Below are 19,350 nucleotides of genomic sequence, written 5' to 3'. Positions count from 1 at the left end.
GGTCGGTGCCGGCCAGCACCCGGGTGGGCGGCTGGGGGCCGGTGAGCAGTTTGCCGAGGTCGTCGAGGTGTTCGGTGCGCACCCCGGTGAGCTGTGCCGCCTCGGCGAGGTCGGGCCGGGCGCCGACCCAGAACTCGCCGTAGCGGCGGTCGCGGTAGAACTCGCCGCCGTCGCGCGGGGAGCGGGGGCGCAGGTAGAGCACCGGCTCGTGGCCCTCGGGGCCGGCCGGTTCGAGGACGAGGACGTGGTCGGCCTGGTCCTCGCCGGTGAGGCCGGTGAGCCAGACGTACGCGCTGTGCGGGCGGAAGCGGTAGTCGAGGTCGTTGCAGCGGACCTTGAGCCGGCCGGCCGGGACGATCAGCCGCTCGCCGGGGAAGGCGGCGGAGAGCCGGGCGCGGCGGCCGGGGAAGCGGTCGTGGCCGGGGACGCGCAGGTCGGCGGGAATGGGGGTGGCGGCCCACCGGGTGCCCATGAACGAGGCGAGGGCGGGGGAGACCGGGAGGTCGTGGCTCCCGGTGTTGAGGCCGGTCGGGGGAAGGGTCACCGGTGAACTCCTTGGTGGGGCTGGGGAGATGCCTGGCACGGACACAGCTCGGTAACGGGAGCCGTCACCTCTTGTGCAGTGCAATTTCACATTACTATGTTACGGGTCACACAGCGCAGCGGCCAGATCCGGCGGATCGGGCCCCCCACAGCGGAGTTGCACATGACCAGGCGCACCCACGCCGCCCTCGCGGCGGCCCTCGCGGCGACCCTCACCCTCGGCCTCGGGGCCTGCTCCAACGACAAGAGTGACAGCGGCAGCGACGCCGCCCCCTCCGACAGCAAGGGCCCGGGCGCCGCGTCCGGCTCGATCATCGGCGGCACCCCGGTCAAGGGCGGGACCCTCACCGTCCTGACCAACCAGGACTTCGCGCACCTCGACCCGGCCCGCAGCTGGGTGGTGCCGCACATGGACTTCGGCACCCGGCTGCTCTACCGGACCCTGACCACCTTCAAGTCCGAGCCCGGCGCCGCCGGCAGCGAGATCGTCCCGGACCTCGCCACCGACCTGGGCAAGTCCTCCGAGGGCGGCAAGGTGTGGACCTTCACCCTCAAGGAGGGCCTCAAGTACGAGGACGGCACGCCGATCAAGGCCGCCGACATCAAGTACAACGTCGAGCGGTCCTACTCCCCGGACCTCACCGGCGGCCCCGACTACGCGATCCAGTACCTGGCCGGCGGCGAGAACTACAAGGGCCCGCTGAACGGTGAGCACCTGGCGAGCATCGAGACCCCGGACGACAGGACGATCGTCTTCCACCTGAAGCGCCCGGTCGCCGAGTTCTCCTCCACCGTCTCGCTGCCGACCTTCTCCCCGGTGCCGCAGTCCCAGGAGAAGGGCACCCAGTACGACGCCCGGCCGTTCTCCTCCGGCCCGTACAAGATCGAGACCTACGACCGCGGCAAGCAGCTGGTGCTGGTCCGCAACACCAACTGGGACCCGGCCACCGACACCGTCCGCAAGGCCTACCCGGACAAGGTCGTGGTCACCCAGGGCATCAAGGGCGGCCAGGCCGACGACCGGATCATCGCCAGCGACGGCGCCGACGCCAACGCGATCAACATGCCGTGGATGGCGCACGAGACCGTCGCCAAGGTGCTGCCCAAGCCGGACGTCAAGGCCCGGATGGCCGCCGAGGTCACCGGCTGTACCGACATGCTGTACATGAACACCGCCAAGGCCCCCTTCGACGACCCGAAGGTGCGCGAGGCGATGATGTGGGCGGTCGACCGCGAAGGGCAGGTGACGGCCTTCGGCGGTCCGGCGATGGCCGACGTGGCGACCTCCTACCTGCCGCCCTCGCTGACCGGCGGCGTCAAGTCCGACCCGCTGAAGGTCCCGGCGGCCGGCGACCCGGAGAAGGCCAAGAAGCTGCTCCAGGAGGCAGGCAAGAGCGACCTCAAGGTCTCGCTCACCGTCTCGCTCGGCGACAAGAGCCGTGCCGAGGCGATCCAGCAGTCGCTGTCCAAGGCCGGCGTCCAGGTCACCATCAACACCACCGACCCGTCCGCCTTCCAGGACACCGTCGGCGACATCAAGAACGCCCCCGACCTGACCATCAGCGGCTGGTGTCCCGACTACCCCTCGGGCGCGACCTTCCTGCCGTTCCAGTTCGACGGCCGCACCATCAAGGAGAAGGGCAACCAGGGCAACCTGAGCCAGTTCAAGGACCAGGCCACGATGGACCGGATGGACCAGATCGCGGCCATGACGGACGTCAACGAGGCCAACAAGGCCTGGCAGCAGCTGGACCAGGACCTGGCGAAGAAGGCCCCGGCCGTCCCGCTGATCTGGCAGCGCCGCCCCCTGCTGGTCGGCACCAACGTGGCCGGCGCGTTCGGCAACTCGGGCTTCGCCGGGATGCTCGACCTGGGTGCCATCGGCCTCAAGGACCCCGCCAAGGGCAAGTGAGGGGCCGGCAGCGATGAGTACCACCACTGAGCCCGCCGCCGTGGCCGACGCCACGGCGGGGGGCGCCAAGAAGAGTGCCGGGCGCGGGCCCTGGCGGCTGGTCTGGGACCAGCTGTGGGCCAAGGGCTCGGCCCGGTTCGGGCTGATCACCGTCGGCGTGCTGATCCTGGTCACCGCGCTGGCCGGGCCGCTCAGCGCGCTCGGCGGCTGGACCCCCGAGGAGTTCGACAAGCGCGCCGTCGACCCGTACCTGGGCGGCGTGCCCAGGGGCGACTTCGGCGGCATCAGCGCCCGGCACTGGCTGGGCGTCGAGCCGGGCAGCGGCCGCGACCTGTTCGCCCGGGTGCTGCACGGCGGTCAGGTCTCCCTGCTGATCGCCTTCACCGCGACCGCCGTCGTCGTGGTCACCGGCACCCTGGCCGGCATCGCGGCGGGCTACTTCGGCGGCCGCGTCGACACGCTGCTGTCCCGGCTGATGGACCTCACGATGTCCTTCCCCTCGCTGATCTTCATGATCGCGATGATGTCGGTGGCCAAGGACGTCAACCGGATCCTGCTGATCACCCTGGTGATCGGGCTGTTCACCTGGCCCGGCATCGCCCGGGTGGTGCGCGGCCAGACCCTCTCGCTCAAGCACCGCGAGTACGTCGAGGCCGCCAAGGTCGGCGGGGCGCGCTCCTGGCGGATCCTCACCCGCGAGATCCTGCCGAACGTCTCCGGCCCGATCATCGCCTACACCACCCTGCTCATCCCCGGCATGATCGCCACCGAGGCCGCGCTCAGCTACCTCGGCGTGGGCGTCCGCCCGCCGACCGCGTCCTGGGGCCAGATGATCGCCGAGAGCATCGTGCACTACGAGACCGACCCGACCTACTTCCTGATCCCGACCGCCTTCCTCTTCGTCGCCGTGCTCGCCTTCACCCTGCTCGGGGACGCGCTGCGCGACATCCTCGACCCCCGGGGAGGCCGGTCGTGATCCTCTACCTCGGCCGCCGGCTGCTCGGCGTGGCGGGCATCCTGCTCGCCATCTGCGCCATCACCTTCACCATCTTCTACCTGCTGCCCAACGACCCGGCCTCGGCCGCCTGCGGCAAGACCTGCAGCCCCGAGCGGCTCGCCGACGTCAAGGCGGCGATGGGCCTGGACAAGCCGGTCTGGGACCAGTTCCTCGCCTACCTCGGCGGCATCTTCGCCGGCCGCGACTACGGCTCCGGCCCCAGCGCGGTGCACTGCGGCTTCCCCTGCCTCGGCTACTCCTACGAGTACGGGCTGCCGGTCTGGGACCTGCTCACCGACCGGCTGCCGGTCTCCGTCTCGCTGGCCCTCGGCGCGGCCGTGCTCTGGCTGGTCCTCGGCCTCGGCGCGGGCGTCACCTCGGCGCTGCGCAAGGGCCGACCGGTCGACAAGACGCTGATGGTGCTGTCCGTCGGCGCCGCCTCGCTGCCGGTCTACTTCACCTCGATCATGCTGATCTGGGGCGTCGTCAGGACGGCCGGGCTGCTGCCCTACCCCTCGTACCACAAGTTCACCGAGAACCCCTTCGAGTGGGGCTCCAACCTTCTGCTGCCGTGGATCGCGCTGGCCCTGCTGTACGCGGCCATGTACGCCCGGCAGAGCCGCAACTCGATGATCGAGGCGATGGCCGAGCCGTACATCCGCACCGCCCGGGCCAAGGGCCTGCCGCCGCGCACGGTCACCGTCAAGCACGGGCTGCGCGCCGGGATGACGCCGATCCTGACCATCTTCGGCATGGACCTCGGCGGCCTGCTGGCCGGCGCGGTCATCACCGAGTCGATCTTCGGCCTGCCCGGCGTCGGCCGGCTGTTCTACGACGGCCTGGCCCGCTCCGACCAGCCCGTCATCCTCGGGGTCACCCTGCTCGCGGCCTTCTTCATCGTCGCGGCGAACCTGCTGGTCGACCTGCTCTACGCGTTCGTCGACCCGAGAGTGAGGTACTGATGACCAGGCTGTTGGAGGTCGAGGACCTCAAGGTCGCCTTCGACACCCCGCGCGGCACCGTCCGCGCGGTGGACGGGATCTCCTTCGCCGTCGAGGCCGGGCGCACCCTCGGGCTGGTCGGCGAGTCGGGCAGCGGAAAGTCCGTCACCTCGCTCGCCGTCATGGGTCTGCACCGCGGCGCCGCCGTCACCGGCTCGATCCGGCTGAACGGGCAGGAGCTGAACGGGCTCGGGGAGCGGGAGCTGGGCACCGTCCGGGGCCGCCGGATCGCGATGATCTTCCAGGACCCGCTGTCCAGCCTGCACCCCTTCTACACCGTCGGGGAGCAGATCGCCGAGCACTACCGGGTGCACTTCAAGGCCAACCGCAAGGCCGGGCGGGCCAAGGCGGTGGAGATGCTGGCCGAGGTCGGCATCCCGGAGCCGGCCCGCCGGGTCGACGAGTACCCGCACCAGTTCTCCGGCGGCATGCGCCAGCGCGTCATGATCGCCATGGCGCTCGCCTGCGAGCCCGAGCTGCTGATCGCCGACGAGCCGACCACGGCCCTCGACGTCACCGTCCAGGCGCAGATCCTCGACCTGATCGCCCGGATCCAGCAGGAGCGCGGCCTCGGCGTCGTGATGATCACCCACGACCTCGGCGTGGTCGCCCGGGTCGCCCACGAGGTGCTGGTCATGTACGGCGGCCGGGCCGCCGAACAGGCCCCGGTGGACCGGCTGTTCGCGCAGCCCGCGCACCCGTACACGCGCGGTCTGCTGGACTCGCTGCCGCGCCTGGACGACGCCGACGACGCCCCGCTGCGGGCCATCCCCGGCAGCCCGCCGTCGCTGATCGCCCCCGCCCCCGGCTGCTCCTTCGCCCCGCGCTGCGCCCGCACCACCGCGGCGTCCGCCGAGGAGCACACCCGCTGCCTGGCCGAGCGCCCCGTGCTCGACCGGCTCGCCCCCGGCCACCAGGCCGCCTGCCACCTGCCGCTGGTGCCGGAAGGGGTGCTGTGATGACCACACCGTCGACGAAGGGTGCGACCGCGCCGCTGCTGTCCGTCCGGGACCTGGTGAAGACCTTCCCCGGCCGGCGCGGCCGCACCGGCCGGCCCGGGGCGCCGATCCGGGCGGTGGACGGAGTGAGCTTCGACGTCGGCGCGGGCGAGACGCTCGGCCTGGTCGGCGAGTCCGGCTGCGGCAAGTCCACCACCGGGCGGATGATCGTCCGGCTGCTCGACCCGACCTCGGGCACCGTCACCTTCGACGGCACCGAGATCGGCGGGCTCTCCCAGGCCCGGCTGCGCCCGCACCGGCGCGACCTCCAGATGGTCTTCCAGGACCCGTACTCCTCGCTCAACCCCCGCCAGACGGTGGCCCGGATCATCTCCGAGCCGCTGCTGGTCCAGGGCGGGAGCGCGGCGGACGCGCGCAAGCGGGCCGGCGAGCTGATGGAGCTGGTCGGGCTGATCCCCGAGCACCTGGACCGCTACCCGCACGAGTTCTCCGGCGGCCAGGCCCAGCGCATCGGCATCGCCCGCTCGCTGGCCACCTCGCCGCGGCTGGTGATCGCCGACGAGCCGGTCTCCGCGCTGGACGTCTCCATCCAGGCCCAGGTGGTCAATCTGATGGAGCGGCTCCAGAAGGAGCTGGGGCTGGCGTACGTGTTCATCGCGCACGACCTCTCGGTGGTCAAGCGGGTCTGCGACCGGGTCGCGGTGATGTACCTGGGCCGGATCGTGGAGATCGGCGACAAGGCCGAGGTGTACGGCGCTCCCGCGCACCCGTACACCAGGGCGCTGCTGTCCGCCGTCCCGCTGCCCGACCCGGAGGCGGAGCGCAACCGGGAACGGATCGTGCTGCTCGGCGACCCGCCGAGCCCGGCCGACCCGCCGCCCGGCTGCACCTTCCACCCGCGCTGCCCCAAGGCCCAGGACATCTGCCGGACCGAGCGGCCGCTGCTGAGGATCGCCGGGCCCGGCGAGCGGCAGGCCGCCTGCCACTTCCCGGAGGCCTGAGGCCGCACAAGCCCCCGGTCGGACGCGGCGGGGAACCCTGCGAGGGCCGCGTCCGGCCGGGTTCCACCCTTTCCCCGCCCACTTTCCCCGCCCACTTTCCCGCACCCGCTCCTGCCGCCCGCTCACTCCTCGGCGGGCAGCAGGCCCTCCTCCGGCAGCAGCCGGCGCGGGCCGGGCCCCTCGGCGGCCAGCTCGTCCCCCGGGTTGAGCACCCGGCAGCGGCGCAGCGACACGCAGCCGCAGCCGATGCAGCCGGTCAGTTCGTCCTCCAGCCGCTCCAGCTCGGCCCGGCGGGCGCGCAGCTGCTCCGCCCAGCGCCGGGAGATCCGCTCCCAGTCGTGCTTGCCGGGCATCCGGTCCTCGGGCAGGCCGGTGAACACCTCGGCGACCTCGGAGAGCGGGATGCCGAGCCGCTTGGCGACCAGGATGAGCGAGATCCGGCGCAGCACGTGCCGCCGGTAGCGCCGCTGGTTGCCCGTCGTGCGCTCGGAGGAGATCAGCCCCTGGTCCTCGTAGAAGCGCACCGCCGAGGTGGCGATCCCGGCCCGCCGGGCCACCTCGCCGACGCTCAGCAGATCGACCGGCGCGGTGGTCATGGCGGCTCCTTGACTTCAAGTTCTCTTGAAGTCCTAGCGTACCGGACGTGACCGAATCAGCCTCCGTCGACAACGACACCACCACTGCCGAGCTGGACAGTTACCCGTCGGAGTCGCCGTCCGCGGGAGCCCCCGGCGGGTGGCGCGAACTCTTCTCCCGCCGCTACGCCGCCTCCGCCTCCATCCTGGCCGGCGGCGTCGCGCTGTACGCGATGAACCTCTACTTCACCGCCGCCCTGATGCCCTCGATCGTCGCCGACATCGGCGGCGAGCGGTACTACGCGTGGGTGGCCACCGGCTTCCTGATGGCCGCCGTCATCGCCTCGATGCTGGTCAGCCGGCTGCTGGACCGCCTCGGCGCCGCCCGGGCCTACGTGCTGGGCTTCCTGGTCTTCGGTGCCGGCGCGGTGGTCAACGCGCTCAGCCCGTCGATGGCGGCGCTGATCCTCGGCCGGGTGGTGCAGGGCCTCGGCGGCGGGCTGGTGGCCGGGCTCGGCTACGCCGTGATCCGCAGCGCCCTGCCGGAGCGGCTGTGGACCCGCGCGGCCGGACTGGTCTCCGCGATGTGGGGCGTCGGAACCCTGGTCGGACCGTCGCTGGGCGGGCTCTTCGCCCAGCTCGGCGCCTGGCGCGGGGCGTACGTCCTGCTGCTGGTCGCCGCGCTGGTACTGGCGGTCCTGGCCCGCCGGGTGCTGCCCGGGCGCCCCGGTTCGGGGCACGGCAGCGGCCCGGTGCCGCTGCCCTCGCTGCTGCTGCTCACCCTGGCGGCGGCCGCCTTCAGCGTCAGCTCGACGGTGCCGAGCGGCTGGCCGACGGCCCTGTGCCTGCTCGCCGGACTGGCACTGCTGGCGGGCTTCGTGGCGGCCGAGCGGCGCGGGGCGGCCACGGTGCTGCCGCAGCAGACCTACCGGGCCGGCAACCCGCTGAAGTGGCTCTACCTGACCGTCGCGGTGCTCTGCGCGGGCGTGGTGACGGAGAACTTCATCCCGCTGTTCGGCCAGCAGCTGGGCGGCCTCTCCCCGCTGGTGGCCGGGTTCCTCGGGGCCACGACCTCGGCCGGCTGGACCACCGCCCAGCTGTTCAGCGTCGGGATCGGGACGGCCCGCGGCCGGGCCCTGGCGATCCGCACCGCACCGCTGGTGCTGGTCGGCGGGCTGCTGGTCCACGGGCTGACGCAGACCGGGCACGCCTCCGGGCCGCGGGTGCTGCTGTGGGCGGTGGCGCTGTTCGCCGCCGGCACCGGGATAGGCCTGGCCTTCCCGCACCTGAGCGTGGCCGCGATGCGCAGCAGCGGCGACCCGGCGGAGGGCGGCAAGGCGGCCGCGGCGATCAACACCACCCAGCTGATCGCCTTCGCGGTGACCTCGGCGCTGGCGGGCACCCTGGTCAACCTGGGCGGGGACACCCCGGTCGACTCGGCCCGGTACATGACCCTGGGGATCGCCGCGATCACCGTCCTCGGGGTGGCCACCGCCGCGCGCACCGCCCGCAGCCTCGCGCGCTGAGCCGCGGCGGCACGAGCGGCCCCGCCGCGGCGGCACGAGCAGGCCCCGGATCCCTTTTCGTCGGGGGGATCCGGGGCCTCTTCCACGGGGCTTCCCGGCTCAGGAGGCCGGGCCCACCCGGACGGTGGTGATCTTCCCGCCCTGGGACTCCCGGACGACCTCGATCTTCGTGTTGGTGTCCGGCACCTTCACCGTCAGCTGCGGCGTGGCCGGGTCGCCGTACACCCCGGTGCGGTCGTTGAAGACCGGGACGGCCGGCTTCGACGGGATGCGCACCGCGACGCCGCCCTTGTGCAGGGTGAACGGCGTGGTCGGCTTGAGCGAGAAGGTCGCGTCGTAGGTCTGCGCCCGCCCGTTGACCAGCGTCCCGTCGGCGAAGCGGACCGGCGCCGGGCGGGCGTCGATCGGCAGGATCAGCCCGCCGCCGGGGTGGTCCTTGGTGTTGTTGTCACCGTACGAGGTGTCCCACAGCCAGATCAGGACGCCCTCCTGGTACGGGTAGTTGTCCACCACGTTGGCCTTGCCCGCGACGCCGCTGTAGCCGAAGTTGTACGGGCCGGTCTTCAGGAACGCCCCGTAGCCGGTGTAGCGGCGGTTCTCGGCGAGGTACGCGCGCGGGTGCTGCTTGACGGCGGTGCGGCCGTCGATGGCGGTGAAGCCGTTGGCGGTCCAGCCGTTCGCACCGTTCTCGGCGCCGTCGGTGAACAGCTCGGCGCCGCCGGCGGTGGCCTTGACGGCGTCCACCAGCACGCCCCGGCCGTGGGTGTTGCCGTCCGAGGTGACGTGGAAGCGCAGCCGGACCTGCCGGCCGAGGTAGCCGTCCAGCGGGATGTGCAGCTGCTTGTAGGTGCCGGACGCGCCGCTCAGCCCGGGGGTGTTGGCGCTGGTGCTGCCGATCGGGGCGCCGTCCACGGTGCCGCCGAGGGCGGTCCAGTGCTTGCCCTCGTCGGTGGAGGCCTCGACGGTCAGGAAGTCGTAGTCCTGCTCGGTGTCGTACCAGACCGCCGCGTCCAGGGCGGCCGGACCGGCGGCGGTGCGCAGGTCGACGTCCCGGGCCAGGGAGTTGTCCTGGTTGTCGCCGGTGTCGCTCCACCACTGCCTGGCGCCCTCGTACGGATCGGCGAGGTCGGTGCGGGTTGTGCCGTCCGGCAGGTGGACCAGGACGGCCTGGGCCTGGTCGGTGTTGTAGCTGCTCACGCCGAGGGCGTGGGTGGAGCGGGTGGCGGCCTGCGCCTCGTCGTAGTCGAGCCAGCCGAACTGCAGCTTGCTCCAGGCGTCGAGGTCGCCGGGGTAGCCGCCGGTGGTGTTCGGGCCCTTGCCCAGGTACGAGCCGGAGGACATCAGCGACCAGAAGTTGACGCTGTTGTCACCGCCGCTGGTGGGGTAGAGGTCGGGCAGGCCGAGGTTGTGGCCGTACTCGTGGGCGAACAGGCCGACGCCGCTGTTCTCGCCCCCCTGGACGTAGTCGTAGACGTACAGGCCGGTGTCGCCGACGGGGGCGCCGCCGATCTTGTTGCCCTCCGGGCCGGTCTGTCCGGTCGCGTCCGGGAAGGTCCAGCTGCGGTGCGCCCACAGTGCGTCGGCGCCCTGGGCGCCGCCGCCCCAGGTCTCGTCCACGCCCGCGTGCACCACGACGACGTTGTCGAGGTAGCCGTCCGGCTGGGCGAACTCGCCGTCCTTGTCGTGGTCGTAGCGGTCGTAGACGTCGTACTGGGCGAGCTGCGCCTTGATGTCGGCGGCGGAGCGGCCCTTGGCGATCTCGCCGTCGTACCAGGCCTTGACGGCGTCCCGGACGAACTCCTGCCCCTGGGTCCAGGCGCCGGAGCCCTGCGGGCCCTTGTTGCTGCCGTAGCGGGCCTCGTTGTACGGGAGGGTGACCCAGTCGCTGACGGTGCCCTCGACGTCGTACCGGCCGGAGGACTGGGTGCGGTAGTAGTTGCGCATCGACACGGCGCCGGGCGAGTCGTCGAAGAACAGCTTCTGGTAGTAGTCGCGGTTGAAGTCCTGCGACCACAGGGTGTGGTTGTCGTCCTTGCCCGGCTTGGGGATCAGGTTGTGGGCGGGGCCGGGGGTGCCGCCGTAGCGGGGCTGGCCGTTCCACTGGGTGGTGTTGTCCACCTCGTCGCCGAACTGGGCGAGGATCACGAAGACCTTGTCCGTGCGCTGGTGCGCGAGCTGGACGTAGTCGTTGCCGATCTTCACCTTCGCCGGGGCCCGCTTGCCGGCGCTCTTGGCGACGGAGCCCTTGTTGAGCTGCTCCAGGGCCTTGCCGCGCAGCGCCTGGCGCTCGCGCTCCTGGGGGGCCAGCGGGGCGGGCGGGGCCTCGGCGCCCTGTTCGACGTCGGCCCGGGCCGCGGCGAGGGTGGCGGGGGTCGGGGGTGCGGCCTGGGCGGGGGTGCCCAGCAGGGTGGCCGCTATCGCGCCGGTGGTGAGCGCGGCGGCGAGGGCGGCGGACAGTCTGCGCAACTGACCGGTCCTTTCGGGGGGATGGGGGTCCTTCAGGTCATCAGTCGGTGAAGCGCAGGTAATATTTCACATGTGACGGGTCACGTGGAAGAGGTGTGAGCAAGCGGAAGGGCGCCGCACCAGGAGGTACGACGCCCTTCGCCTGTCGGACCGTCAGCCGGTGGTGTACTCCAGGGCCACGCTGAGCGCCACCAGTACGCCGTACACCAGCGCGAGGGTGCTCCGCCCGGTGGCGTGCAGGGTGAGCGCGCCGGTGCCGAGGACCAGCAGCTTGACCACGATCTCCGCACCGACCGGCAGCCGGACGGCCGGCCCGCCCGCGGCCAGGAACAGCGCCCAGACGCCGGCCGCCAGGGCCGGCGCGCCGAGCCCGAACAGCAGCCGCAGGCCGGTATTCGGGCCGGCCTGGAAGCCCCAGTAGCAGAGCGACGCCAGCAGGGCGAGCTCCAGCCCGAAGGCGAGTCCGGCGTTGCCCGCGGTCAGTGGCGTCCACTGCCGCTGCCCGACCGGGCCGGGTCGGTCGATCCTCATCCGCGTTCTCCCCGTCGCACTGGCCCGCCCGGACCGGGCGGCGATCGTGCGGAGTGTCGCAGCCCGGCCCGGGCGGTGCAACGGACTACCCCAGGGACGCCCGCAGGAAGGCGAGTTCGGCCTCGGCCAGCTGCTCCATCAGCCCGCCCGGGGTCATGTGGGTGGCCCCGGGCAGCGGCAGCACGCTGTGCGGGCGGCCGGCCCTGGTGAGCGCCTGGGAGAGCAGCAGGGTGTGCGAGGGGTGGACGTTGTCGTCGGCCAGCCCGTGGATCAGCAGCAGCGGCCTGGCCAGGCCGGGCGCGTCGGTGATCAGGCAGTCGTCGGCGTAGCCCTCGGGGTTGTCCTGCGGCAGACCGAGGTAGCGCTCGGTGTACGCGGTGTCGTAGAGCCGGAAGTCGGTGGGCGGGGCGCCCGCGCAGGCGGCGTGGAAGACGTCCGGGCGGCGCAGGACGGCGAGCGCCGCGAAGTAGCCGCCGTAGGACCAGCCGCGCACGCCCACCCGGCCGAGGTCGAGGTCCGGGTGCTGCTCGGCGAGCGCGTGCAGGGCGTCGACCTGGTCGTCCAGCGCCACCTGGGAGAAGCGGCGGAAGATGGTGCGGGTGAACTCGGGGGAGACGAACGGGGTGCCGCCGTTGTCGACGGTGACCACCGCGAAGCCCTGGTCGGCCCACCACTGCTTGAGCTGCCAGCGGCGCGGCTCGTTGGCCACCGCCTGGTATCCGGGCCCGCCGTAGACGTCCAGCAGGACGGGCAGCCGCCGGCCCGGGACGTGGTCGCGCGGGTAGACCACGGCGCTGGGCAGGGCGCGCCCGGTGACCCGGGCGAGTCGCGGCTCCACCCGGTGGGGCAGCGCGGCGCTGTGGTCGGTGAGCGGCAGTTCGTGGCCGTCGCGGCTGACGACGCGCCGCACGCCCTCCGGGCCGGCCGAGGTGAGCAGCAGGGTGTCGGCGGCGGCGATGGCCGTGTGGGTGCCGGGGCCGGAGGCGAGGGGCTCGGGGGCGCCGCCGTCCGGGTCGACCAGGTGGACGTACTGGTCGAAGGGGTCGCCCTCGCCGGTCTCGCAGAGCAGTCGGCCGTTCAGCCGGCCGACGACCCGGCGGATCTGCAGGCCGGTGGTGTCCAGGGGCTTGCCGTCCAGCGCGAGGCCGCGGGTCTGCGGGGTGTCGTGGACGGTGAGCAGCCGGCCGTCGGCCAGCCGGGCGGGGGTGCCGGGCAGGTCGTCCACCCAGAACTCGTCGGTGGTGCGGGAGAGTTCGGTGCTCGTGCCGGTGGCCGGGTCGGCGCTCAGCAGCAGCACGTTCTGCTGCAGGCGGTCGGCGACGGTGAGCAGCACCTCCTCGGTGGAGGCCCAGGAGGCGGCGCAGACGTACGGGAACTCCTCGGCGTCCCACCGCAGTCGGACCCGGGTGCCGTCGAGGCCGAGCACCCAGAGCTGGACATCCGCGTTGGGGCCGCCGGCCTGCGGGTAGGCGAAGTCCTCGGGGGCCTCGCCGGGGTGCGCCGGGTCGGCGAAGTAGCGCCGGGGGACGGCGGATTCGTCCACCCGGGCGGCCAGCAGCGCGCCGCCGTCCGGGCGCCACCAGTGGCCGCGGGAGCGGCCGAGCTCCTCGGCGGCGGCGAATTCGGCGACGCCCCAGCGGGCGCCGTCGGCGGGGGAGAACGGTTCGAGGGCCGGGGTGACGTACAGGGCGTCCTCGGCGACGTAGGCGACGCGCTGCCCGGTGGCGTCCGGCCGGGGGTCGAACGCGGGCCCGGCGACGGGGAGTTCGTCGCTGGTGCCGGCGGTGGTGTCGGTGCGGAACAGCCGGCCGTCCAGGGTGAAGACGGCGGTGGTGAGGTCGGCGGTGGCGGCGTACGTGCCGATGCCGGTGGCGACCAGCCGGGTGCGCTCGCGCAGCCGGCGCTCGACGACGGGCAGGTCGTCGCGGCGGCCGGTGCGGCCGGGCAGCAGCGCGGCCGGGTCGGCGACCAGGCGCTCCTCGCCGGTCGCGGTGTCGAGCAGGTGGAGGCGGTCGACCGGATCCTCCGGACCGGTGGAGCGGAGCAGCAGCAGCCGGGTACCGTCCTCGGCGAGGGTGTACGCACGCGGCGCGCCGAAGGCGAACCGGCCGGTACGGGCGCTGAGGGCAAGGAAGGCGTCGGTGTTGGTCACGGCCCGATGGTGGTCGCGAGGTGTGGGCCCCGACCAGTAGTCTGTCATGTGAAATGTCACACATCAGTGCGTGCCGGTGCCGACCGGCCCGCCGAGACGTCGAGCCACCGGCGCGCCGACCACCGGCGCGCCGGCCAGCGGAGGAAACCGTGACCGAGGACCTGCGGACCGCCGAACCCCCGGCCCCCCTGCCCGCCGCCGACCGGCTGTTCAGCGTGTCCCCGCAGACCGCGCACCTGAACCACGGCTCGTTCGGCGCCGTGCCCGTCCCGGTGCAGCGGGCGCAGGAGCGGCTGCGCACCGAGCACGAGCGGGACCCGGACGGCTTCTTCGCCGACCTCCCCGCCCGGATCGCCGCCGCCCGCGCCCTTCTCGCCGCCGAGCTGGACACCGACCCGGACCGGCTCGCGCTGGTCGCCAATGTCACCGAGGCGGTCGCGATCGCCCTGGACAGCATCCCGTTCGCCCCTGGAGACCGGATCCTGGTCACCGACCACGGCTACGGCGCGGTGACCCGGGCCGCGGTCCGCAAGGCCGCCGAGACCGGCGCCGACGTGGCGGTCGTCGAGGTGCCGCTGGACGCCCCGGACGAGCAGGCCGTCCGGGAGGCGGTGCTCGCCGCCGTGGACGGACGCACCACCGTCGCGATCCTGGACCAGCTGACCTCGCCCACCGCCCGCCTGGTGGCCGGCCCGGCCCTGCTCGCCGACCTGCGCGCCCGCGGCGTGACCACCGTGGTCGACGGCGCCCACGCCCCCGGCATGCTGCCCGCCCCGATCGATCCGAACGCCGACTTCTGGTTCGGCAACCTGCACAAGTGGGCCTTCGCCCCGCGCGCCACGGGCGTGCTCGCCGTCCGCCCCGAGTGGACCGCCCGGGTGCGCCCGCTGGCACTGTCCTGGGAGCACGACAAGGGCTTCCCGGGCAACGTGGAGTGGCGCGGCACCTGCGACTACACCCCCTGGCTGGCCGCCCCGGCCGGCTTCCAGCTGCTGCGCGACCTCGGCCACGCGGAGGTGGCCGCCCACAACACCGCCCTCGCCGCGTACGGCCGCCGGGTGCTCGCCGAGCGGGCCGGCCTGGCGCCGCTGCCCGCGACCCCCGGGGTCTGGATGAGCACCGTCCGGCTGCCGGACGGGTTCGGCGAGACCGAGCCGCAGGTGAAGGCGCTGATGGCCGAGGTGTGGCACCGGCTCGGCACCCGGATCGCCGTCCGCCCGTGGGCCGGCGGCGGGGTGCTGCGGGTCAGCGCGCAGCTGTACAACCGGCCGGCGGAGTACGAGCGGCTGGCGGACGGGCTGGTGGAGCTGCTGAAGGGCTGAGCCCCGGAGCCGGAGCCGGGGCCGGGGCCGGGGCCGGGGCGAGCCGCCGGTCGTCCCGGTCGTCCAGGTCGTCCAGGTCGTCCAGGTCGTCCAGGTCACGGAAAAACGGTGCTATCGATGTCACTCCTCCCGGGTAACCTCTCGCTGAGATGCGAGATCACACCAACCACACCCGGACGGCGATGAACACCCCCGATCCAGAGCCCCAGGACGACCAGGAGCTCAGCCCCGCCGAGGCGTACGCGGCCAGCCGTCGCCGGGCCAAGGAGCAGGCCACCGCCCTGTACGGCTTCCAGCAGCTGTACGACTTCCCGCTGGACGACTTCCAGCTGGAGGCCTGCGAGACGCTGGAGGCCGGATCCGGCGTCCTGGTCGCCGCCCCCACCGGCTCCGGGAAGACCATCGTCGGCGAGTTCGCCGTGCACCTGGCCCTGGCCGCGGGCCGCAAGTGCTTCTACACGACGCCGATCAAGGCGCTCTCCAACCAGAAGTACGGGGACCTGGTCAAGCGCTACGGTGCCGCCAAGGTCGGCCTGCTCACCGGCGACAACACCGTCAACGGCGACGCACCCGTGGTGGTGATGACCACCGAGGTGCTGCGCAACATGCTCTACGCGGGCTCCAGCACCCTCGACGGCCTCGGCTACGTCGTGATGGACGAGGTGCACTACCTCGCCGACCGCCTCCGCGGCGCCGTCTGGGAGGAGGTCATCATCCACCTCCCCGAGTCGGTCACCCTCGTCTCGCTCTCCGCGACCGTCTCCAACGCCGAGGAGTTCGGCGACTGGCTGGACACCGTGCGCGGCGGCACCAAGGTGATCGTCTCCGAGACCCGCCCCGTGCCGCTGTGGCAGCACGTGATGGCCGGCAACCGGATGTACGACCTGTTCGCCGACCCCGACCGCGACGGCCGCCCCAAGCACAGCCCGAAGAACCCCGGCAAGGCCGTCAACCCCGAGCTGGTCCGGCTCGCCCGCTCCGAGCTCGACCGCAACCCGCGCGACCGCTTCGGCCGCGGCCGGGGCCGCTCGATGCCCAACGGCCGGCCGGGCCGGGTCTGGACGCCGAGCCGCGTGGACGTCATCGACCGGCTCGACGCCGAGGGCCTGCTGCCCGCGATCACCTTCATCTTCAGCCGGGCCGGCTGCGAGGCCGCCGTCCAGCAGTGCCTCAGCTCCGGCCTGCGGCTCAACAAGGACGCTGACCGCGCCCGGGTCCGGGCGATCGTCGAGGAGCGCTGCGCCGACATCCCCGACGAGGACCTGCACGTCCTCGGCTACTTCGAGTGGCTGGACGGGCTGGAGCGCGGCATCGCCGCCCACCACGCCGGGATGCTGCCCCGGTTCAAGGAGGTCGTCGAGGAGCTCTTCGTGAAGGGCCTGGTCAAGGCCGTCTTCGCGACCGAGACCCTGGCGCTCGGCATCAACATGCCCGCCCGCTCGGTGGTCATGGAGAAGCTCGTCAAGTGGAACGGCGAGACCCACGCCGACATCACCCCCGGCGAGTACACCCAGCTCACCGGCCGGGCCGGGCGGCGCGGCATCGACATCGAGGGCCATGCCGTGGTGCTCTGGCAGCGCGGCCTCGACCCCGAGGCGCTGGCCGGCCTGGCCGGCACCCGCACCTACCCGCTGAAGTCCTCGTTCCGGCCCTCCTACAACATGGCCGTCAACCTGGTCTCCCAGTTCGGCCGGCACCGCTCGCGCGAGCTGCTGGAAACCTCCTTCGCCCAGTTCCAGGCGGACCGCTCGGTGGTCGGCATCGCCCGCCAGGTGCAGCGCAACGAGGAGGGGCTGGAGGGCTACCGCGAGTCGATGACCTGCCACCTCGGCGACTTCGACGCGTACATGGAGCTGCGCCGCAAGCTCAAGGACCGCGAGAACGAGATGGCCCGCGAGGGCAGCAGCCAGCGCCGCGCGGCCGCCGTCGAGTCCATCGAGCAGCTCAAGCCGGGCGACGTCATCCACGTGCCCACCGGCAAGTTCGCCGGCCTCGCCCTGGTCCTCGACCCGGGCCTGCCGCCGGTCAACCGCTCCGGCCGGGGCGGCCCGCGCCACCCCGACTACCAGGACGGCCCCCGCCCGGTGGTGCTCACCGCCGAGCGGCAGGTCAAGCGGCTCGCCATGATCGACTTCCCGCACCCGGTCGTCGCGATCGAACGGCTGCGCATCCCCAAGTCCTTCAACCCGCGCAGCCCGCAGTCCCGGCGCGACCTCGCCTCGGCCCTGCGCACCAAGGCCGGTCACCTGGAGCCCGAGCGGTTCCGGCGCGGCCGCGCGGCGGCCGCCGACGACCCGGAGATCACCCGGCTGCGCACCGAACTGCGCCAGCACCCCTGCCACGGCTGCTCCGACCGCGAGGACCACGCCCGCTGGGCCGAGCGCTACCACCGGCTGCACCGCGACACCGACCTGCTGGAACGCCGGATGCGCTCGCGCACCCACACCATCGCCCGCACCTTCGACCGGGTCTGCGGACTGCTCACCGACCTCGGCTACCTCAGCGGAGACACCGTCACCGACGACGGCAAGCGCCTCGGCCGGCTGTACGGCGAGCTCGACCTGCTCGCCTCCGAGTGCATCCGCGAGGGCGTCTGGAGCGGCCTGGCCGCCGCCGAACTCGCCGCCTGCGCCTCGGCGCTGGTGTACGAGGCCCGCCAGTCCGACGACGCCGGCGCCCCCCGGGTGCCGGAAGGCGCGGCCAAGGAGGCGCTCGGCAAGATGGTCCGGATCTGGGGCCACCTGGACGCCCTGGAGGAGCAGCACCGGATCAACACCGCGGAGGGCGTCGGCCAGCGCGAGCCCGACCTCGGCTTCGCCTGGGTCTCCTACCGCTGGGCGCTCGGCCACAACCTCGACCAGGTCCTGCGCGACGCCGACATGCCGGCCGGCGACTTCGTCCGCTGGACCAAGCAGCTGATCGACGTCCTCGGCCAGATCCAGGACGCCGCCGGCGAGGACGTCGAACTCCGCCGCACCGCCCGCAAGGCCGTCGACGGCCTCCGCCGCGGCATCATCGCCTACTCCTCCGTGGGCTAGCCGGACACCCGAAGGGGCCCGCCCGCTCACCCGAGCGCGCGGGCCCCTCGCTTTCCCGGTGACGAAGGGAACGGGGAGCCGCCCCCCATGGGCCCGGCGGCTCCCCAAGGATCAATTTGGGTGGGATTGCGCAGGAAGTCGGCCCGGCCGACTTCCTACGTCCGGGGGTGTCGGGGCCCGGCGGCGTCGAGGCGGCGGACGAGTTCGCGCAGGGCGCGCAGTTCGCGGTCCAGGGCTTCGGCGCCGCGGGCGGTGAGGGAGACCCAGGTGCGGGGGCGGCGTCCGACGTAGCCCTTGGCGACGGCGACGAGGCCGGAGTCCTCCAGGACCTTGAGGTGGCGGGACAGGTTGCCGTCGGTGGCGCCCAATTGCTCCTTGAGGAAGCCGAACTCGACCCGGTCGGCCTCGCGGGCGATGGTCAGGATGCCCAGCCGGACCCGCTGGTGGACGGTGTCGTCCAGGACCAGGGTCGGGTGCGGCTCCTCGGCTTCGTCGGCAACGCTCATGAGGTGACCGTACGGGATGCTCCCGGTGCGCGGCGGGCCGCCGTCCACTGCGCCAGCCCGGCGGCCAGCAGGACCGCCGCCAGCAGCAGGGCCTTCGGCTGCGGGCCGTCGGCCCAGCCGCCGTCGCCCCGGTCGAGCCACGGCAGCCAGCCGCTCTCCCACGGTGCCGCGAGGTAGGCGGTGAGCAGTGCCGTGTGGACGAGTCCGGCGGAGGCCACCAGGGGGCTGCGCTCGGTCAGCCCGAGGACGATCAGGCCGGCTCCGACCGCGTACCAGGGTGAGGCGTAGGCGTTCGCGAGCATGTCGAGCACGAACGGCACCCGGCGGACGGACAGCAGGGCTACCAGCACGGCGGCGACCAGGACGCCGGCGCCGACCGTGGTGGCGAGCCGGCCGACGCGGCGCGGGACGATCCCGCGGGCCTCGCCGCGCCGCCGGTACCAGCGGGCCAGTACCAGCCAGGCGAGCGGGATCAGCGCGTACCAGACGCCCCAGGCCAGGAAGCGGAGGACGGCTCCGTCGAACTCGCCGGCGAGGCAGGGGGCGTCCGGTGCGTGCGGGACGCAGAGGCCGATGAGCTCGGAGTACGCGAAGAGCGGATAGGACGTGACGGACCGCCCGTTGGCGCCGAAGTTGTAGGCCTGGCCGGAGATCGGCGCGGCGGCGAGGGCGAGCAGGCCGAACCCGAGCAGCGGCACCCCCGAGCCGCGCAGCCGGGTCCGGGCCCGGGCCCGGAGCCCTTCCGTCTCGGCGAGGAGTTCGGCCGGGCCGGCCCGGTGCTCTGTCGTCATGATCCACCCCTTGTCGCGCACGACCGCTTT

At 73.2% G+C, this 19,350-nt stretch carries 15 protein-coding genes; 8 read left to right on the top strand and 7 right to left on the bottom strand.

Annotated features, from left to right (window positions below; translation table 11 throughout):
- On the bottom strand, positions 1 to 544 hold a 544-nt coding region (locus ACWGJO_RS13655), incomplete at its 3' end, for an aminopeptidase P N-terminal domain-containing protein (RefSeq protein ID WP_452183566.1).
- Between the two features lie 162 nt (positions 545 to 706).
- Between ACWGJO_RS13655 and ACWGJO_RS13650 the strand changes: the two genes are divergently transcribed.
- From ACWGJO_RS13650 to ACWGJO_RS13630, 5 genes are read left to right on the top strand one after another with little or no spacing between them, the layout of a single operon-like run.
- Positions 707 to 2,455 carry an ABC transporter substrate-binding protein gene (locus ACWGJO_RS13650; RefSeq protein ID WP_452183565.1) on the top strand — a complete coding sequence of 583 codons (1,749 nt, stop codon included), beginning with the start codon at positions 707 to 709 and terminating at the stop codon, positions 2,453 to 2,455.
- 13 nt (positions 2,456 to 2,468) lie between these two features.
- Positions 2,469 to 3,431, top strand: coding sequence for an ABC transporter permease (locus ACWGJO_RS13645; RefSeq protein ID WP_452183564.1), 963 nt, complete (start codon positions 2,469 to 2,471; stop codon positions 3,429 to 3,431).
- Complete coding sequence (locus tag ACWGJO_RS13640) at positions 3,428 to 4,414, top strand: ABC transporter permease (protein ID WP_452183563.1); 987 nt, start codon at positions 3,428 to 3,430, stop codon at positions 4,412 to 4,414. Before ACWGJO_RS13645 ends, ACWGJO_RS13640 begins: the two co-directional genes overlap by 4 nt.
- On the top strand, positions 4,414 to 5,412 hold the full coding sequence (locus tag ACWGJO_RS13635; protein WP_380544636.1) for an ABC transporter ATP-binding protein: 999 nt from the start codon (positions 4,414 to 4,416) through the stop codon (positions 5,410 to 5,412). The genes ACWGJO_RS13640 and ACWGJO_RS13635 overlap by 1 nt, the downstream gene beginning before the upstream one ends.
- Positions 5,412 to 6,413 carry an ABC transporter ATP-binding protein gene (locus ACWGJO_RS13630; protein ID WP_359901083.1) on the top strand — a complete coding sequence of 334 codons (1,002 nt, stop codon included), beginning with the start codon at positions 5,412 to 5,414 and terminating at the stop codon, positions 6,411 to 6,413. Before ACWGJO_RS13635 ends, ACWGJO_RS13630 begins: the two co-directional genes overlap by 1 nt.
- A 122-nt stretch (positions 6,414 to 6,535) precedes the next feature.
- Here ACWGJO_RS13630 and soxR read toward each other — a convergent pair whose 3' ends face one another.
- A complete protein-coding gene (gene soxR, locus ACWGJO_RS13625; RefSeq protein WP_387693053.1) occupies positions 6,536 to 7,009 on the bottom strand; it encodes a redox-sensitive transcriptional activator SoxR in 474 nt (157 codons plus the stop codon).
- A gap of 47 nt (positions 7,010 to 7,056) precedes the next feature.
- Between soxR and ACWGJO_RS13620 the strand changes: the two genes are divergently transcribed.
- Positions 7,057 to 8,514 (top strand): MFS transporter, encoded by a 1,458-nt coding sequence (locus tag ACWGJO_RS13620; protein ID WP_452183562.1) that lies wholly within the window; start codon positions 7,057 to 7,059, stop codon positions 8,512 to 8,514.
- Between the two features lie 99 nt (positions 8,515 to 8,613).
- Here ACWGJO_RS13620 and ACWGJO_RS13615 read toward each other — a convergent pair whose 3' ends face one another.
- The 3 genes from ACWGJO_RS13615 to ACWGJO_RS13605 all read right to left on the bottom strand — a co-directional run bounded on the left by ACWGJO_RS13615 (position 8,614) and on the right by ACWGJO_RS13605 (position 13,663).
- Entirely contained in the window at positions 8,614 to 10,980 is a 2,367-nt protein-coding gene (locus ACWGJO_RS13615) for an immune inhibitor A domain-containing protein (protein ID WP_452183561.1), read from the bottom strand.
- A 153-nt stretch (positions 10,981 to 11,133) separates the two neighbouring features.
- The gene (locus tag ACWGJO_RS13610; RefSeq protein ID WP_452183560.1) at positions 11,134 to 11,511 is read right to left on the bottom strand and encodes a YrdB family protein; all 378 of its coding nucleotides are present in this window, start codon (positions 11,509 to 11,511) and stop codon (positions 11,134 to 11,136) included.
- A gap of 85 nt (positions 11,512 to 11,596) precedes the next feature.
- A complete protein-coding gene (locus ACWGJO_RS13605; RefSeq protein ID WP_452183559.1) occupies positions 11,597 to 13,663 on the bottom strand; it encodes a prolyl oligopeptidase family serine peptidase in 2,067 nt (688 codons plus the stop codon).
- A gap of 149 nt (positions 13,664 to 13,812) precedes the next feature.
- On the opposite strand from ACWGJO_RS13605, the gene ACWGJO_RS13600 reads away from it, so the two are divergent.
- Positions 13,813 to 14,985: an aminotransferase class V-fold PLP-dependent enzyme gene (locus ACWGJO_RS13600; RefSeq protein ID WP_452183558.1), complete on the top strand. Its 1,173-nt coding sequence runs from the start codon at positions 13,813 to 13,815 to the stop codon at positions 14,983 to 14,985.
- 182 nt (positions 14,986 to 15,167) lie between these two features.
- Positions 15,168 to 18,023, top strand: coding sequence for a DEAD/DEAH box helicase (locus ACWGJO_RS13595; protein WP_452183570.1), 2,856 nt, complete (start codon positions 15,168 to 15,170; stop codon positions 18,021 to 18,023).
- A 155-nt stretch (positions 18,024 to 18,178) separates the two neighbouring features.
- On the opposite strand, the gene ACWGJO_RS13590 is transcribed toward ACWGJO_RS13595, so the two are convergent.
- Both ACWGJO_RS13590 and ACWGJO_RS13585 read right to left on the bottom strand, forming a co-directional pair.
- Complete coding sequence (locus tag ACWGJO_RS13590; protein ID WP_380544592.1) at positions 18,179 to 18,529, bottom strand: winged helix-turn-helix domain-containing protein; 351 nt, start codon at positions 18,527 to 18,529, stop codon at positions 18,179 to 18,181.
- Positions 18,526 to 19,320 carry a hypothetical protein gene (locus ACWGJO_RS13585; protein WP_452183557.1) on the bottom strand — a complete coding sequence of 265 codons (795 nt, stop codon included), beginning with the start codon at positions 19,318 to 19,320 and terminating at the stop codon, positions 18,526 to 18,528. The genes ACWGJO_RS13590 and ACWGJO_RS13585 overlap by 4 nt, the downstream gene beginning before the upstream one ends.
- Between the last annotated feature and the right edge of the window lie 30 nt (positions 19,321 to 19,350).

The sequence above is a fragment of the Kitasatospora sp. NPDC054795 genome, from assembly GCF_053611565.1.
This window is presented reverse-complemented; position numbering and strand designations above follow the sequence as displayed.

Excerpts from the sequence above, each read along its gene's own strand:
- ACWGJO_RS13650 (WP_452183565.1), top strand. The coding sequence starts at position 707 with ATGACCAGGCGCACCCACGCCGCCCTCGCGGCGGCCCTCGCGGCGACC.
- ACWGJO_RS13645 (WP_452183564.1), top strand. The coding sequence starts at position 2,469 with ATGAGTACCACCACTGAGCCCGCCGCCGTGGCCGACGCCACGGCGGGG.
- ACWGJO_RS13635 (WP_380544636.1), top strand. The coding sequence starts at position 4,414 with ATGACCAGGCTGTTGGAGGTCGAGGACCTCAAGGTCGCCTTCGACACC.
- ACWGJO_RS13630 (WP_359901083.1), top strand. The coding sequence starts at position 5,412 with ATGACCACACCGTCGACGAAGGGTGCGACCGCGCCGCTGCTGTCCGTC.
- soxR (WP_387693053.1), bottom strand. The coding sequence starts at position 7,009 with ATGACCACCGCGCCGGTCGATCTGCTGAGCGTCGGCGAGGTGGCCCGG.
- ACWGJO_RS13610 (WP_452183560.1), bottom strand. The coding sequence starts at position 11,511 with ATGAGGATCGACCGACCCGGCCCGGTCGGGCAGCGGCAGTGGACGCCA.
- ACWGJO_RS13595 (WP_452183570.1), top strand. The coding sequence starts at position 15,168 with ATGAACACCCCCGATCCAGAGCCCCAGGACGACCAGGAGCTCAGCCCC.
- ACWGJO_RS13590 (WP_380544592.1), bottom strand. The coding sequence starts at position 18,529 with ATGAGCGTTGCCGACGAAGCCGAGGAGCCGCACCCGACCCTGGTCCTG.
- ACWGJO_RS13585 (WP_452183557.1), bottom strand. The coding sequence starts at position 19,320 with ATGACGACAGAGCACCGGGCCGGCCCGGCCGAACTCCTCGCCGAGACG.